This window comes from Desulfocurvus thunnarius, assembly GCF_055390965.1.
In genome coordinates this window covers 970,312-983,808 of sequence record NZ_AP042411.1, presented here as the reverse complement: position 1 = coordinate 983,808, position 13,497 = coordinate 970,312, and the positions used below count along the sequence as shown (strand labels likewise).

Below are 13,497 nucleotides of genomic sequence, written 5' to 3'. Positions count from 1 at the left end.
CGCCGCCCGAACGCGCCCGTTTCGCACGGGCAGGTGGGCGGCGCGCGGGTTCTTCCCTCCCGTTCGTCGGCCTTTCGGCCAGGGGGGCGGGGGCGCGGCGCGTGCCGCCCCTCCGGTCTTTTCTCCTGGCGAAACGGGTCGCTGCGGCCTTGTGCGCCGCGTCCTTCTTTTCTATACTGCAGGCGTTTCCGTGCGGAAACGGGTGGCGGCGAGGCGGGCCGCGCGGCTGTATTTCACCACGGGGAAAGGACAGCCGAATGCAGACGATTCTTTTGGTCGCCTGGGATGCGGAGGCGCGCGACGGCGCGTCCCGCGTCCTGCGCGAGGCCGGGTACGGGGTGGAGGTTGTGGAAGATGCCTTCCAGGCCATGGTCGCCCTGGGCTCCCGGCGCTACGGCCTGCTCATCTCCGGCGACAACCCCCCGGGCATGACCGGGCTCGAACTGCTGGCCAAGGCCGCCGAGCACTATGTGGCCACGGGCGTGTTTCTCATCGCCGAGCGGCCCGACGTGGCCCTGGCCGTGCAAGCCATGCGCCTGGGCGCCTTCGACGTGCTGACCCGGCCCTTCCCCGAGGAAACGCTGCTCCTGGCCGTGGAGCGCTATTTTCATCTCCGCAAGCTGCGCCACGACAGCCTGAACCTGTCCTCCTGGAAAGGCCTGGAAGACATGATCGGCGGCCTGTCCGTGCAGCCGGTCATCGACCGCATCCAGGCCCTGGCCGACACGGGCATTCCCGTGCTGATCCAGGGCGAGAGCGGCACGGGCAAGGAACTGGTGGCCGACGCGCTGCACCACCTGAGCTCGCGCCGCGGCAAGCCCCTGGTCAAGATCAACTGCGCCGCGCTGCCGGAGCAGCTTTTGGAATCCGAACTGTTCGGCCACGTCAAGGGCGCCTTCACCGGGGCCCACCGCACCCGCCAGGGCAAGTTCGAGTCCGCCAACGGCGGCACGCTCTTCTTCGACGAGGCGGGCGAGATGGGCCTGCTCATGCAGGTCAAGCTGCTGCGCGTGCTGGAGGAGGGCGTCATCACCCGCGTGGGCGGCAACGCGCCCATTCCGGTGGACGTGCGCGCCATCTTCGCCACCTCGCGCGACATCGAGGCCATGGTGGCGGCCGGGGAATTCCGCAGCGAACTGTATTACCGCATCAACGTCGTGCCCATCCTGTTGCCCCGGCTCCAGGACCGCGGCGACGACATCGCGCTGCTGCTCCAGCATTTCCTGAACATCTACCGCGAACAGTTCGGGCGCGGGCAGCTTACGCTTTCCCAGCGCGCCCGCAGCGCGCTGCTGGCCTACGACTACCCCGGCAACATCCGCGAGCTGCGCAACATCCTGCAGGGCGCGGTGCTCCTGGCCGAAAACGGCGTCGTGCGCCTGGGGCACCTGCCGCAGCGCGTGCGCCAGACCGTGCTGGCCCAGGAATCCGGCGAGACCGGGGAGGAGCGCCCCGGCCTGGCCGAGGGCGTGCGCCGCTACGAGCGCGACCGCATCCTCCAGGCCCTGGAGCACACCGGGGGCCGCAAGTGCGAGGCCGCGACATGGCTGGGCGTCACGCGCAAGGTGCTGTGGAAGAAGATGCGGGACCTGGGCATCCGGGCCTGAGCGCGGGCCGGGCCCGATGCCGCCTGCGCCCGGTGTGGGCGGCGGGACTATTCCAGGGGCAGGGCGATGGTGAAGCGCGCCCCGCCGTCGGGGGTGTTGCGGGCGGTGAAGGTGCCCCGGTGGTTGCGGGTGACGATGAAGTAGGACACCGACAACCCCAGACCCGTGCCCTGGCCCGGGCCCTTGGTGGTGAAAAACGGTTCGAAGACGCGGGTGCGCAGGGCCGGGTCCAGCCCGGGGCCGTTGTCTTCCACCTCGATGCGCACCCAGCCCGGAGCCAGGCCCGCGCGCAGCACGATCCGCGCCGGGCGGGAGCGGGGGGCGCCGTCCTGGAGGATGGCCTGGGCCGCGTTGCGCAGCAGGTTCAGGAGCACCTGGACCATCTCGGTGCGCACCACGGGCACGGGCGGCAGATCCGGGGCGTATTCGCGCAGCAGGCCCACGCGATTGAAGCCGCCCCGGCCGTCCTGGCCGAATTCGTTGGTCGCCAGGGCCACGGCCTCCTCAATCAGGTCGGTCACGTTCTCGAGGGTCCGCTGCGAGGTGGAGGGGCGGCTGAACGTCAGCATGCGGGCCACGATGTCCGCCGCGCGGGCGCCCGCCTCGCGGATGGCCTCCAGGGCGCGCAGGATGCCGCGTTCCTCCATGTATTCGCGCACCCGGGCCAGTTCCACGCCGCAGTTGTCCGTGGCGCGGTCGTTGGCGGGCACGCCGTCCTGCACGCGGCGCAGTGCGTTCTGGGCGCTTTGCACGATGATGCCCAGGGGGTTGTTGATCTCGTGGGCCATGCCCGCCGCCAGCCCGCCCAGGGAGAGCATTTTTTCACCCTGCACGGCGGCCTCCTCCAGCCGCGCGCGTTCGGTCACGTCGTCCACGCGCACCACGGCGCGGGTCTGGGTGTCGGCCAGGGGGAAGACGGTGATCTCCTCGTAGCGCAGGCGGTTGCCCTGGGTGTGCACGCGGCGCGGCAGGTGCCTGCGCGTGCCGCTGGCGGCGGCGGCGGCCAGCTCGGGCAGCACGTCCCGCAGGTGCGGCAGCAGGTCGTCCAGGCGCTGGCCCATGGCCTGGGGCCGGGGGATGCCCGTCTGCTCCCAGGCCGTGTGGTTCCACAGGGTGACGCGGCCCTCGGCGTCCACCCCAGCAAGCAGCGAGGGCATGGCGTCGATGACCCCGGCGATGGACCCCTGGGCCTCGCGCAGGGCCTTCTCGGCCTGGGCGCGCACGGTGATCTCGCGCTCCAGGCGCAGGTTTTTGTCCTCCAGCTCGCCGGTCTTGCGCCGGACCTGCACGCGCAGGGCCACGGTCCACAGGGCGAACAGCAGCAGCGCGGCCACGGCGACCCACAGGATGGAGTTCAGCCAGGGCGGCAGGCCTTCGTCACGAGGGGCGTCGATCCAGCGGCGCAGGGCCTGGTGGTAGGTCGATGCGGGGTCGGCCTTCATGGCCGCCAGGTCTTCGTCAAGGGCCCGGAGCAGGGCGGGGTCGCCGTTTTTCGGGGCGGCGATGCGCATTTCGATGGGGTTGAACAGGATGGGTGTGGCCCGGACCTTGTAGCCGCTTGCCCGGTGGGCGGCGAACAGGTGGTTGACCACGCCCAGGTCACCCTGCCTGGCTTCCAGCGCGCGCAGGATCGCATCGGCGTCGTCGGCGGCGCGTTCCTCGAACCGGACACCGAAGCGGCCCATGGTTTCCTTGAACGCGCGGGCGTGGATGTCTCCCGTCAGGAGCAGCACGCTGTGCCCCTGGATGTCGAGGAAGGTGCTCACGTCCACCCCGGGCCGGGCGTAGACCTGGGCCCAGTTGATCAGTGCGGTCAGACTGGTGAAGTTCAGGCGGGCGGCGCGCTCCTGGCAATAGGCCACGGCGGGCAGCAGGTCGACCTCGCCGCGCTGGGCCAGGGCCAAGGCCTCGGCCCAGGGGCGGTGGACCCAGGTCAGTTCCCAGCCGCGCGCACGCGCGGTGTGCTCCACAAGCATGGCGAACACGCCGACGGGGTTGCCGCTCTGGTCGCGGAACAGCACCGGGGGGTTGTCGTAATAGGCAACGCGGACAGCCCGGGCGTGACCGGGGGCGGGGCAGATGAAGCAGAGGACGAGAGCCAGGGCCGCGAGCAGGGATCGGATCATTGGGCTCCGCGCATGGAGTTCCGGAGAGTGGCCTGGGTTGGAGCGGGGCTCCGGGCCGGGCGAAGGCTCACGCTACCGCTGTGGCGGCGGGCAGGCAAGGAATTTGTGGGGCGCGCGGAATACGGCGCGGGGGGCGCCCGGGGGAGAGGATCAGCCCAGGAGTTCGCGGTCCTCGGCGACCATGCGCGCCGCGATGTCCTGGCCGTTCGCGGAGTAGGTTCCGGCCTCGACCATTGCTTTCAGCCGGGCGACTTTGTCGGCGCGGGTTTCCGGGGTGTTGCGGATGGCGTCCATGGCGGCGTTCATCAGCCGTGCGTCCTCGCTGACCACGACCTCGTCGCGCTGGACCGTCGATTTCTTGGCGGCCCTGGAGTTCTCGTCCAGGCGCTCGGCGTCCTGCTGGATCTTGATGTTCCCGTAAGGGGACTGTCCGTTCCTCACGCCATTGATGGTCACGCGGCACCTCCCTGGAGCGCGGCCGGGGCCGGGCGCTCCGTTGCATGCTTGGATACACTAGTCGCTTCCCGAGCGGGTTGTCAAACCCTTGCCCGGAAATATGCAACAAGCGGGCCAAAAAGACGGGGCCCGACCGGATGGCCGGGCCCCGCAGGCCAGGCAGGGCTGGGAGACGCGTTGGTGCCGGTGCGGTCGTCCTTTCGCCTTTGCGGCTACGGGGCGGGCGCGAAGCCGGCGGCGCCGAGGGACTGGATCAGTTCTCCCTTGGAGTTGTACACGGGCGACGCCTCCAGGGCCGGGAGCCGCGCGGCGAGGGCCTGGTCGCCCAGGGCCTGGCGCCGCAGGCGGGCCTTGCCGATCTCCTTCATCACGTTGGCGAAGGACTGGTCCCTTGGCGCGGGTTGCATCTCCAACCCCTTCCCGGACGCGATGAGCGGGGAAAGAGTCATGATGAAACCTCCTTGTTTCCACGGGCGCAATCCCTGAGCCGCTACCTGCCAGTTTCATCGGCCGGGAACCGGATTCTCTTTAGCGGAAAAAGAGTGAACGAAATCAGCACGCATCGCGGATGCAACAGAAAATGCAATGCGCGGCGGACTGTTGCGTCGTGCGCCTTGGAGTGCGGCCAGTGTTGCCGCATTGGGCTGATACGGCGTTCAACTTTTTGTTTTCAGACGTGGACAGCGCTCGGCCAGGGCACATCCGGCGCAGCCTCCGGAAAAGGGCAGCCCGGTGAGCAGGGCGTAGCGGCGGCACAAGGTGTCGTGTTCGGGCCAGGACAGGCCGAGTTCGTGCACGGCGGCGGTGATGGCGGGGTGCCCTTCGGGCACGGGCGCGCAGCCGTGGGCCGCCAGTTCCGGCGCCAGGGTCGCGGCGGCGGCCATGACGCAGTGCACGGCCAGGGCATGCTCCAGGAATCCCTGGGCCGGAGCCAGGGCAAAGCGGCGCTCCACTGCCTGCTCCAGGGCCTGGTCCAGCCACAGCAGCATCCAGGCGCCCTGGGTTCCCGCGTCGATGCGCCAGGCGTGCAGGGCGGCCAGGGTGGCGGGCCACAGGCGCTCCAGGGCCGCGAGGTCGGCCGGAGCCAGGGGCCCGGTCTGGGTGGTGCGGATCAGGGCGGCGGAGTCAAAAACCGGACGCGGATCGAGGCGGACGAGACGGTAGCTGGCGGGCAAGGAAGACGCTCCTGGACTGGCTGGAATCGGGCCCGGGCCGCTCCCGGGGTGGCGGCCTCCTCGCAACATCCATGCCAGCGCGCGGCCCGGGGCTGGACAGCCGGGCCCGGGAACCCTAGCATGATGCTGCGGGCATTGGCCGCCCGCAGCGGGAGGTTTCATGGCCCTGACCAGCGACAACGCCTACGCCAAGGCCCTGCGCGCGCCGCGGGTGACCCTGCCGCCGTACACGGTGCACACGGCGCGGGCCTCGGCCCGGGCCGACGAGGCCGCGCGCGACGCCGTGCGCCAGGAGGGCTTTGCCCGGCGCACCCAGGCGGGCGCGAGCCCGCAGGATCTGTTCATGCGCTCCCAGGGCGGGGCCGCCCCGGCGCGGGGGCCCGAGGCCGAGACCGGGCGGCTGCTGGAAGCCCGGGCCTAGCGGCCCGCTCCCGCAGGGCGGACTGCCGCCGCGTCGCCCCAAAAAACCGGCCCGCGCGCCTGTTCCGCTTCGCGCCGGGCCTGTTTTTTGCGCCGTCGGCGCACCGTTGCCGCACGGCCCGGGAAAAGGAGGGGAGCAGCCGGTCAGCCGTTCTCGCCGCTGAGGTCCAGGGCGATGCCCTCGTTGCGCGAACGCAGGGCCGGGTCCTTGGCATAGGCCGCCTCGCGCAACTGGCGCGCCTCGCGCAGCTCGGGGTTCTGCTCCAGGGCCTGGAGGCTGAAGGCCACGGACTGGGCGTAGTTCTCGCTGTGGAAGTGGGCCCGGGCGATGTTGAACAGCAGGTGGTCGTCGTCCTCGGCATGCAGTTCCAGGGCGCGCTTGTAGTATTGCAGGCACTCCTCGAACAGGCCGCTCTTGCGCAGGCTGATGCCGAACTCGTTGAACAGGTGCTTGTGCTGCGGGGCGAACGCGCTGGCCATGGACACGATCTTGCGGAAGGTGTGCCGCGCGCGGGTCTTGTCGTCCAGGCTCAGGTAGGTCAGCCCCAGGCCGAAGTTGGCGCGGATGTGGTCCTCGTCGATGGCCAGGGCGTTGCGGTAGGCGTACTCCGCGCTGTAGAATTCCTCCTTGGCGCGATGCTCGTCGCCCGCGTCGGTCAGCCTTTCGACCTCGCGCATGCGCGGGGCGACCTTCTCCATGTAGATGCCCGGCTCGGGGTAGAAGCGGTCCACCACGTCCTGCACGGGCACCTCGCGGGGTTCGCCCGAGGGCAGGTATTCCTTGTTCAGGCCGCGCACGGTGGTCCGGCCCTCGCCGTCGCGCTCCAGATACCAGAAAATCTTCTTCTTTTCCTTGCGCTTGGTCGCCCCGAACCCCACGGTTTTGGTGATGACTTCGGAGAAAACCCCCCGGAAGGGGAAGGGAATGGCCAGCCCGCCGGGGTCCTGGCCCGCGGCGGGGGCGGGGGAGGCGGGCTGTGTCTGTTGCGTCTGGGGCATGGATGCGGTTACCTTCCTGGTGTGGCTTCCCGCCCTCTGCGGTCCGGTTCCGGCAGGCTGTCGCCTGGGGGCTGTCGCAAACGGGCACGAATCTACCCTGACTTTAATCTTCTCGATTCGGCGGTCAATACCCGGGAATCGCGGCCAAGTCCGTTCAGGGCGATTTTACGTCATGAAGCTTGAAAATGGTCCATTTTAGTGAGGATCGGTGCAAATTGTGCGTTGATAATGGAATCCAACACGTTGGCGAAGTGTGTCTTTTCCATGACCCGGATCGGGCCCGGCGCGGCGTCGCGTTGCGGGCCGGGCTGCTCTCGGCCCTGCTGCTGCTGGTGTTGGCGCTTCCGGCGCGGGCCCAGTACCTGGGGCCGCTGGACGCGGCGGGTCTGCACGCCCTGGTGGACGCCCAGCGCGGCAAGGTCGTGGTGCTCAATTTCTGGGCCACGTGGTGCCCGCCGTGCCGGGTGGAAATGCCCGAGCTGACGGCGCTGCGCGCGGCCTTCGACCCCCGGGAGCTGTTCATGGTCGGGGTGTCGCTGGACTATGGGCCCGAGGCCCCGGCGCGCTTCGCCCTGACCGACAACCCCGGCTACCCGCTCTACCTGGCCGAGGACGACGTGCTTGCGGCTTTCAAGGTCGGTGCCATTCCCAGGACCATGATCTGGGCCCCGGACGGAACCCGGGCCGAGGATCACGTGGGCGTCCTCGACCGCCGGGCCTTGGCGGGCACCGTGTCGCGTCTGCTCGGGCGGGCGGCGCAGTAGGCTCCGCCCCCCGGGGGGGCCGCTCTTTTGCGGCCTCCGGGCCGGGCGGTGAATTTCAGGAACCACTCTTTTCTTTCATTGTCCCTGGTTTTGCCCTATTCTGACACGACCACGCGCCCCCCACCGGGACGGGGGTGTCGCAGGGAGGAGAGATCGACCGTACTGGACACCGGGATTTGGTGCATGAAGATCCGTACCAAAATACTCACGGGATATTTCCTCATCTTCACGGTGACCATCCTTCTGGGCATCGGGATACTCTACTCGCAGCTCAAGACCTCGCTGCAACGCAACATCGAAACCGAGCTGGCCAACAGCGCCTCGTCCATCGCCGCCATGGTGCGTACCGCGGTGGACGTGTCCATCCGCAACCATTTGCGGGCCGTGGCCGAGAAGAACCGTGAAATCCTCGCCGGGCTGTACGCCCTCCAGCAGGCCGGAGAGTTGACCGAGGCCCAGGCCCAGGCCCAGGCCGCCAGGCTGCTCGGCTCCCAGCGCATCGGCCAGACGGGCTATCTCTATTGCCTGAACAGCAAGGGCGTGGTGACCTTCCACCCCCGGCCCGGCAACCTGGGCCGCGACGTGTCCGAGTTCGCCTTCGTCCGCGAGCAGACCCAGGTCCGCGAGGGGTATCTCGAATACCAGTGGATGAACCCCGGCGAGACGCACCTGCGGCCCAAGGCGCTGTACATGACCTATTTCGCCCCGTGGGACTGGATCATTTCCGCCAGCTCCTACCGCGAGGAGTTCCGTTCCCTGGTCAACGTGATGGACTTCCACGACGGCATCCTGGCCCTGCGCTTCGGCCACGACGGCTACGCGGCGGTTTTCGACGACACGGGCAACGCCGTGATCCACCCGCACCTGAAGGGCAACGTGCTGGACGTGCAGGACGCACACGGGCTGTATCTGATCCGCGAGGTGGTGGCCCGCAAGTCGGGGCTGCTCTACTACTGGTGGCGCAACCCCGGGGAGGCCGAGGCCCGCGAGAAGATCATCACCTTCAACTATCTGCCGGAACTGGGCTGGATCGCCGGGACCACGGGCTACGCCGACGAGTTCTTCGCGCCGCTGCGCTCCCTGCGTCTGGCGGCGATGGTGGCCCTGCCTCTGGTGCTGCTGCTGGGCCTGCCGTTTTCGCTGTGGGTCGGGCTGTCGGTGTCGCGGCCGCTGGAGGCCCTGCGGCGCAGCCTTGCCCGGGCCTCGGAGGGCGACTTCACCCAGCGCGTGACCCCCGACGGCACCCAGGAGATGGCCCAGCTCGGAGGCTATTTCAACGGCTTCATGGACCGGCTGGACCAGTACAACACCTCCCTGCGCCGCGAGGTGGCCGAGCGCCAGCAGGCCGAGCAGCGCGAGGCCCGGGCCCGGGCCCACCTGAAGGACGTGGTCGACTCCATGGCCTCGGTGGTCATCGGCCTGGACGGCGAGGGCTGCGTGACGCTGTGGAACCGCCGGGCCGCCGAGGAGTTCGGCGTCGCGCCGGAGCTGGCCCTGGGGCGCCCGGCCGGGGAGGTCTGCCCCATGTGGGGCCTGTGCCGCGACGCCGTGGCCGCCGCCCTGCGCGAGAATCGCTCCGTGGTGCGCGACAAGCTGCCCGGCCGCCGGGGCGGGCGCACGGTCTACAGCAAGATCGAAGCCACGCCCCTGTGGGCCTCGGGCGATGCCGGAGTCGTGCTGCGCATCGTGGACATCACCGACCGCGTGCGCATGGAAGAAGTCATGGTCCAGACCGAGAAGATGATGAGCGTGGGCGGACTGGCGGCGGGCATGGCCCATGAGATCAACAACCCCCTGGGCGGCATCCTCCAGGGCGTGCAGAACGTGCAGCGGCGCATGGCCGAGGATCTGCCCGCCAACCGCGAGGCCGCCCGGGAGGCCGGAACGACCCTGGAGGCCCTGCGCGGCTACATGCAGCGTCGGGGCATTTTCGCCACCCTGACGGGCATCCGCGAGAGCGGCCTGCGCGCCGCACGCATCGTGGCCAACATGCTGGAGTTCAGCCGCCGCAGCGAGTCCAACCGCATGCCCTGCGACGTGACCGACCTGCTGGACAAGGCCGTGGAACTGGCCGAAAGCGACTACGACCTCAAGAAGCGCTATGATTTCCGCAAGATCAAGGTAGTGCGCGACTACGAGCAGGGCCTGCCGCCGGTGAACTGCGCGGGCACGGAGATCGAGCAGGTCTTCCTGAACCTGCTGCGCAACGCGGCCCAGGCCATGGGCGGCGTGCACGACGACTCCGCGCCGACCCTGCGCCTGGGCGTGCACCGCGAGGGCGACTGGGTGCGCGTGGAGGTGGCCGACAACGGCCCGGGCATGACGGAAATCACCCGCAAGCGCATCTTCGAGCCCTTCTTCACCACCAAGGACGTGGGCGAGGGTACGGGCCTGGGGCTGTCGGTGTCCTACTTCATCGTCACCCGCAACCACGGCGGCACCTTCGCCGTGGAGTCCGAGCCCGGCCAGGGCGCGACCTTCATCATCCGTTTGCCGCTGTAGGCGGGCGCCGCCGGGGTGGGGGCTCAGGCGTCCGTGCGGCCGTTGCCCGGGCGGCGCTTGAGCTGGGCCATCAGGCAGTCGTAGGACTCGCCGCAGGTCAGCAGCGCCCGCTCCAGGTGGTCCAGGTTGCGCGAGATGGCCAGGGCGTAAAGGTCCTGGTCGATGCCCCAGCGCTGGCGGAAATGGTGGACCATGGAGCGCATCTGCCCGCCCAGGGGGCCCTCCATGCGCGGACGGGCCACCTTTTCGTAAAAGGAGCGGGTCTTGAGCATCAGGTCCAGTTCGGAGCTGAAGCCCGGCAGGCCGGCCTCCTCGAACTCCCGGAACAGGCTGGGCAGCTTTTCCAGGTAGTTGCGGTCGGCAATCTGCGCGGCCAGGTCGGCCGTGCCCAGGATGAGCCCGGCCCTGGCGGCCTGGGGCGTGCGGAAGGGCACCTGCGCGGGGTCGCCCGCCAGCTCGGTGCAGCGGATCATGGCCCGGGCCTCGTCCAGGTCGTCGTCTCCGAAGCCGAGGGGGCCCAGGAAGGCGCGCATGATTTGCGCCGAGCGCAGCTCGTGGCCCACGGTATGCCGGGCGCCGGTGCCCAGGGTTTCGTCGCGGCCCTGAATGAGGCCGGTGTCGTGGAAGTAGGCCGCGGCCACGCCCAGCAGGAAGGGCTCCGGGGCGACCTCGCCCAGGGCCAGGGCGTTGCCGTGCAGCAGGCGCAGCGTGGCCAGCACCACGGACAGGGTGTGCTCCAGGTCGTGGTAGCTGGTGTTGCTGGCGCGGTAGTCGGGGTGACGGCCCAGAAAGAGGTCCGTCACGGCGGCGTGGACCCGGCCCAGGGTTTCGCCCTGGGCCGCAAGCCCGAGGGAATCGGCCACCAGCCGCACTTCGGCCAGGACGGCGGCTTCGTCTGCGGGGTTCACCAGATCGTAAAGCTGGGGCGGCTCGGACACGCGCGCTCCTCTGGCCCCGCCTGGGGCCGCTGCAAGGATGCTCCGGGCCGAGGCCCGGCATACAGGGATCGTCCTGAATACGGCAAAACGTCACGCAAAGGCAAGGGTTGCCCGCCCCGTGCGGCTAGACCTCCTGGATGGGATGGACTTCGTTGCAGAAGTCGTCCCATTCGGCGCAGGTGTCGGGGGAGATGGGCGCCGGATAGTCCCGCCCGCAGTGCGGGCAGTGGGCCAGGGCGATGGGCGCCTCCCCGGCGGCCAGGGCCTTGGCGTGGGAGCCCTCCAGAGCCAGGGGCGCGTCGCCGGCCAGGGCCTTCATGTCCTCGGCGGCCAGGGCCAGGGTCGTGTTGCGCCCGCAGTCGGGGCAGGTGCCTTGCACGGTGTATGTCTTGGGGCTCATGGCGTCTCCTGTGGTTGCGGGCGCAATGCCCGGTTGCCCACAAGATAGCATCTCTTGGCTGGCGAGGAAAGCCGGGATCGCCCCGCACTCAACGCGGGGCGGGCGTGGCCGGGGCGCGGCCCGATGCGGCGAGAAAGGCGCCGTTGCCAAGGATTTCCTCCAGGGCGGCGGCGGTGAGCCCGGCGGCGCGGCGCAGATTGCGCATTTCGTCGCCGGGGTCGAAGAGCGGGTAGTCGCTGCCGAAGAGGATGCGCTCGCGCGGGTGGCGGCGGAAGACGGCCACCAGGTCCTGCGGCTCGATGAAGGGCAGGGAGCTGGACGTGTCGATGTACACCCGGCTGCCGATGAGGCACTCCAGGGCCCATTTCCAGTGCTGGTAGCCGCCCATATGCGCGGCGATGAGCGTCAGCCCCGGGTGGTCGGCATGTACGCGCATGAGTTTGAAGGGGCAGGAGGGATTCCGCTCCGGAGGCAGGCGGTCGCCCACATGGACCATCACCGCGAAGCGCCCGGCCATGGCCTCGAACATGGGGTTCAGGCGCGGGTCGTCCAGGCGGAAGCCCTGGAAGTCGGGGTGCAGCTTGATACCGCGCACGCCGCGCTGCTCCAGCAGGTCGAGCTGGGCCTCCCAGGGGCCGTAATCGGGATGCAGGGTGCCGAAAGCCGTGACCTGGGGATTGTCGCGCTGGATGTTCACGGCCCAGGTGTTGGCGGGCACGACCTGGTCGGGGGTGGTGGCGGCGTTGTGCACCACGCAGCCGTCCAGCCCCGCGCGGGCCACCCGGGCCAGCAGATCGTCCAGCGTGCCGTCGCCCACGGGGCGGATGCCGTAATGGCCGCTCAGTTGTTCCAGGACCTTGTGGGCGATCTTGGGGTGGAAGGCGTGGGTGTGGACATCGAGGCGCATGGGTTTGTGCATTGCCCCAAACCCGGGGCCGCCGCAAGGGAATCTTGATTGCGCGATCAATCATTCTCAAGGCCGCGCTAGAGCTCGACTTTGAAGGCACTGCCTTCCTCGCTGCGGACCGTGCGGAAGAATTCGCAGCCCATGCAGTGCTGGAGCCTGCGCATGGAGTCGCCCCGGGCGCGGTGATGGGCGTCGGTGTCGGCCAGGCTCCAGCAGATGCGCCCGGCGCAGGGTCCGGAGTTGGTGCCGTGATGGTATTCGGCCTCGGCCGCCGGGCAGACGCCCAGCTCCCGCGCGCTGTGCCCCCCGGGCTCGCGGCCGCAGTTGCGGTGCACCCAGCAGGGCGTGCGCAGGCCGTGGCCCTTCCAGAGTTCCTGGGGCCGAAAAAGAGTGCGCAATGCTTTGAAAAAGCCTTGGAAAAACGTCCGCATGGTCACCGCCGGGAAACAGTGGCCGCCGTTATGATTGCCCTTCGTCAGCAGACGTATCATATGCGAAAACCGATTGGAAGCGGCGAGACGCAAGGTATTTGATTCGTGTCACGATTGACTTGCCGCTGTGGGCGCACTGCGTGGCGACCGGATGGAGCCGGGGCGGGGATGCGTCGACGTGGCGACTTTAAGTCGCCACGTCAGGAGGCACTGCATGGCATAACCCTGCCGGGACCATGCAGCGGGCGGGCAGCGGCATTGCCGGAGCGCAGGCGGGGCGCCGGGCCCGGGCGGGCTCAGGGCTCCTGAAACAGGGCGCGCAGCCAGCCGGGGATGCGCACCGGGCGGCCCGCGAGGTCCACGCAGGCGTGGCGGGTGCCGCCCGTGGCGTGCAGGGTTGCGCGGTCCTCGGCGTAGACCTCGTAGGCGAAGCAGACCGAGGCCCCGCGCCACTGGCTGATGCCCACGCGCACCAGGGCCAGGTCGTCGTACCGCAGGGGGCGCCTGTAGCGCACGGTGGCCTCGGTGATGGGCAGGGCGATGCCGCGCTCCTCCACCGTGGCGTAGCTCATGCCGCGCTCGCGGATGAAGAAGGAGCGCGCGCGCTCGAAGTAGTGCAGGTATTCGGCGTAGTAGACCACCTTCATGGCGTCGGTTTCGCCGTAGGACACGCGGTGTTCCAGCCAGGCGTCGGGCCGGGGGAAGCCGTCCGGGCCCAGAGGCGCCGCCTGGGCGGTCGGGGCGGTGGGTGTGGTCGCGGTGGGGGGCATGG

The 13,497-nt window shown here is 69.6% G+C and carries 14 protein-coding genes; 4 read left to right on the top strand and 10 right to left on the bottom strand.

The annotated features are described in order from the left end of the window. Positions 1-257: 257 nt before the first annotated feature. Positions 258-1,607: a sigma-54-dependent transcriptional regulator gene (locus ACZ5KV_RS04285; RefSeq protein WP_464241110.1), complete on the top strand. Its 1,350-nt coding sequence runs from the start codon at positions 258-260 to the stop codon at positions 1,605-1,607. Between the two features lie 47 nt (positions 1,608-1,654). Here the strand turns inward: ACZ5KV_RS04285 and ACZ5KV_RS04280 are convergent, their stop codons facing one another. From ACZ5KV_RS04280 to ACZ5KV_RS04265, 4 genes are all read right to left on the bottom strand, one after another. Further along, positions 1,655-3,733, bottom strand: a complete 2,079-nt coding sequence (locus tag ACZ5KV_RS04280; protein WP_464241109.1) for an ATP-binding protein — start codon at positions 3,731-3,733, stop codon at positions 1,655-1,657. Between the two features lie 150 nt (positions 3,734-3,883). Next, complete coding sequence (flgM, locus tag ACZ5KV_RS04275) at positions 3,884-4,189, bottom strand: flagellar biosynthesis anti-sigma factor FlgM (protein WP_464241108.1); 306 nt, start codon at positions 4,187-4,189, stop codon at positions 3,884-3,886. 212 nt (positions 4,190-4,401) lie between these two features. Next, positions 4,402-4,638, bottom strand: coding sequence for a hypothetical protein (locus ACZ5KV_RS04270; protein WP_464241107.1), 237 nt, complete (start codon positions 4,636-4,638; stop codon positions 4,402-4,404). Positions 4,639-4,845: 207 nt separating this feature from the next. Further along, positions 4,846-5,364 (bottom strand): hypothetical protein, encoded by a 519-nt coding sequence (locus ACZ5KV_RS04265; protein ID WP_464241106.1) that lies wholly within the window; start codon positions 5,362-5,364, stop codon positions 4,846-4,848. Positions 5,365-5,524: 160 nt separating this feature from the next. On the opposite strand from ACZ5KV_RS04265, the gene ACZ5KV_RS04260 reads away from it, so the two are divergent. Further along, positions 5,525-5,785, top strand: coding sequence for a hypothetical protein (locus tag ACZ5KV_RS04260; protein WP_464241105.1), 261 nt, complete (start codon positions 5,525-5,527; stop codon positions 5,783-5,785). Positions 5,786-5,928: 143 nt separating this feature from the next. On the opposite strand, the gene ACZ5KV_RS04255 is transcribed toward ACZ5KV_RS04260, so the two are convergent. Continuing rightward, positions 5,929-6,783 carry a tetratricopeptide repeat protein gene (locus ACZ5KV_RS04255; protein WP_464241104.1) on the bottom strand — a complete coding sequence of 285 codons (855 nt, stop codon included), beginning with the start codon at positions 6,781-6,783 and terminating at the stop codon, positions 5,929-5,931. A 251-nt stretch (positions 6,784-7,034) separates the two neighbouring features. On the opposite strand from ACZ5KV_RS04255, the gene ACZ5KV_RS04250 reads away from it, so the two are divergent. Next, a complete protein-coding gene (locus ACZ5KV_RS04250; protein ID WP_464241103.1) occupies positions 7,035-7,547 on the top strand; it encodes a TlpA family protein disulfide reductase in 513 nt (170 codons plus the stop codon). A gap of 183 nt (positions 7,548-7,730) precedes the next feature. After that, positions 7,731-10,049 carry a cache domain-containing protein gene (locus ACZ5KV_RS04245; protein ID WP_464241102.1) on the top strand — a complete coding sequence of 773 codons (2,319 nt, stop codon included), beginning with the start codon at positions 7,731-7,733 and terminating at the stop codon, positions 10,047-10,049. A 23-nt stretch (positions 10,050-10,072) separates the two neighbouring features. On the opposite strand, the gene ACZ5KV_RS04240 is transcribed toward ACZ5KV_RS04245, so the two are convergent. The 5 genes from ACZ5KV_RS04240 to ACZ5KV_RS04220 all read right to left on the bottom strand — a co-directional run bounded on the left by ACZ5KV_RS04240 (position 10,073) and on the right by ACZ5KV_RS04220 (position 13,495). Beyond that, a complete protein-coding gene (locus tag ACZ5KV_RS04240; protein ID WP_464241101.1) occupies positions 10,073-10,987 on the bottom strand; it encodes a hypothetical protein in 915 nt (304 codons plus the stop codon). Between the two features lie 124 nt (positions 10,988-11,111). After that, positions 11,112-11,387, bottom strand: coding sequence for a hypothetical protein (locus ACZ5KV_RS04235; RefSeq protein ID WP_464241100.1), 276 nt, complete (start codon positions 11,385-11,387; stop codon positions 11,112-11,114). A gap of 88 nt (positions 11,388-11,475) precedes the next feature. After that, on the bottom strand, positions 11,476-12,294 hold the full coding sequence (locus ACZ5KV_RS04230; protein ID WP_464241802.1) for an amidohydrolase family protein: 819 nt from the start codon (positions 12,292-12,294) through the stop codon (positions 11,476-11,478). 77 nt (positions 12,295-12,371) lie between these two features. Next, complete coding sequence (locus ACZ5KV_RS04225; RefSeq protein ID WP_464241099.1) at positions 12,372-12,692, bottom strand: two-CW domain-containing protein; 321 nt, start codon at positions 12,690-12,692, stop codon at positions 12,372-12,374. 329 nt (positions 12,693-13,021) lie between these two features. Next, a complete protein-coding gene (locus tag ACZ5KV_RS04220; protein WP_464241801.1) occupies positions 13,022-13,495 on the bottom strand; it encodes an acyl-CoA thioesterase in 474 nt (157 codons plus the stop codon). Positions 13,496-13,497 lie beyond the last annotated feature (2 nt).

Excerpts from the sequence above, each read along its gene's own strand:
- ACZ5KV_RS04285 (WP_464241110.1), top strand. The coding sequence starts at position 258 with ATGCAGACGATTCTTTTGGTCGCCTGGGATGCGGAGGCGCGCGACGGC.
- ACZ5KV_RS04280 (WP_464241109.1), bottom strand. The coding sequence starts at position 3,733 with ATGATCCGATCCCTGCTCGCGGCCCTGGCTCTCGTCCTCTGCTTCATC.
- ACZ5KV_RS04270 (WP_464241107.1), bottom strand. The coding sequence starts at position 4,638 with ATGACTCTTTCCCCGCTCATCGCGTCCGGGAAGGGGTTGGAGATGCAA.
- ACZ5KV_RS04260 (WP_464241105.1), top strand. The coding sequence starts at position 5,525 with ATGGCCCTGACCAGCGACAACGCCTACGCCAAGGCCCTGCGCGCGCCG.
- ACZ5KV_RS04255 (WP_464241104.1), bottom strand. The coding sequence starts at position 6,783 with ATGCCCCAGACGCAACAGACACAGCCCGCCTCCCCCGCCCCCGCCGCG.
- ACZ5KV_RS04245 (WP_464241102.1), top strand. The coding sequence starts at position 7,731 with ATGAAGATCCGTACCAAAATACTCACGGGATATTTCCTCATCTTCACG.
- ACZ5KV_RS04235 (WP_464241100.1), bottom strand. The coding sequence starts at position 11,387 with ATGAGCCCCAAGACATACACCGTGCAAGGCACCTGCCCCGACTGCGGG.
- ACZ5KV_RS04230 (WP_464241802.1), bottom strand. The coding sequence starts at position 12,294 with ATGCGCCTCGATGTCCACACCCACGCCTTCCACCCCAAGATCGCCCAC.
- ACZ5KV_RS04220 (WP_464241801.1), bottom strand. The coding sequence starts at position 13,495 with ATGCCCCCCACCGCGACCACACCCACCGCCCCGACCGCCCAGGCGGCG.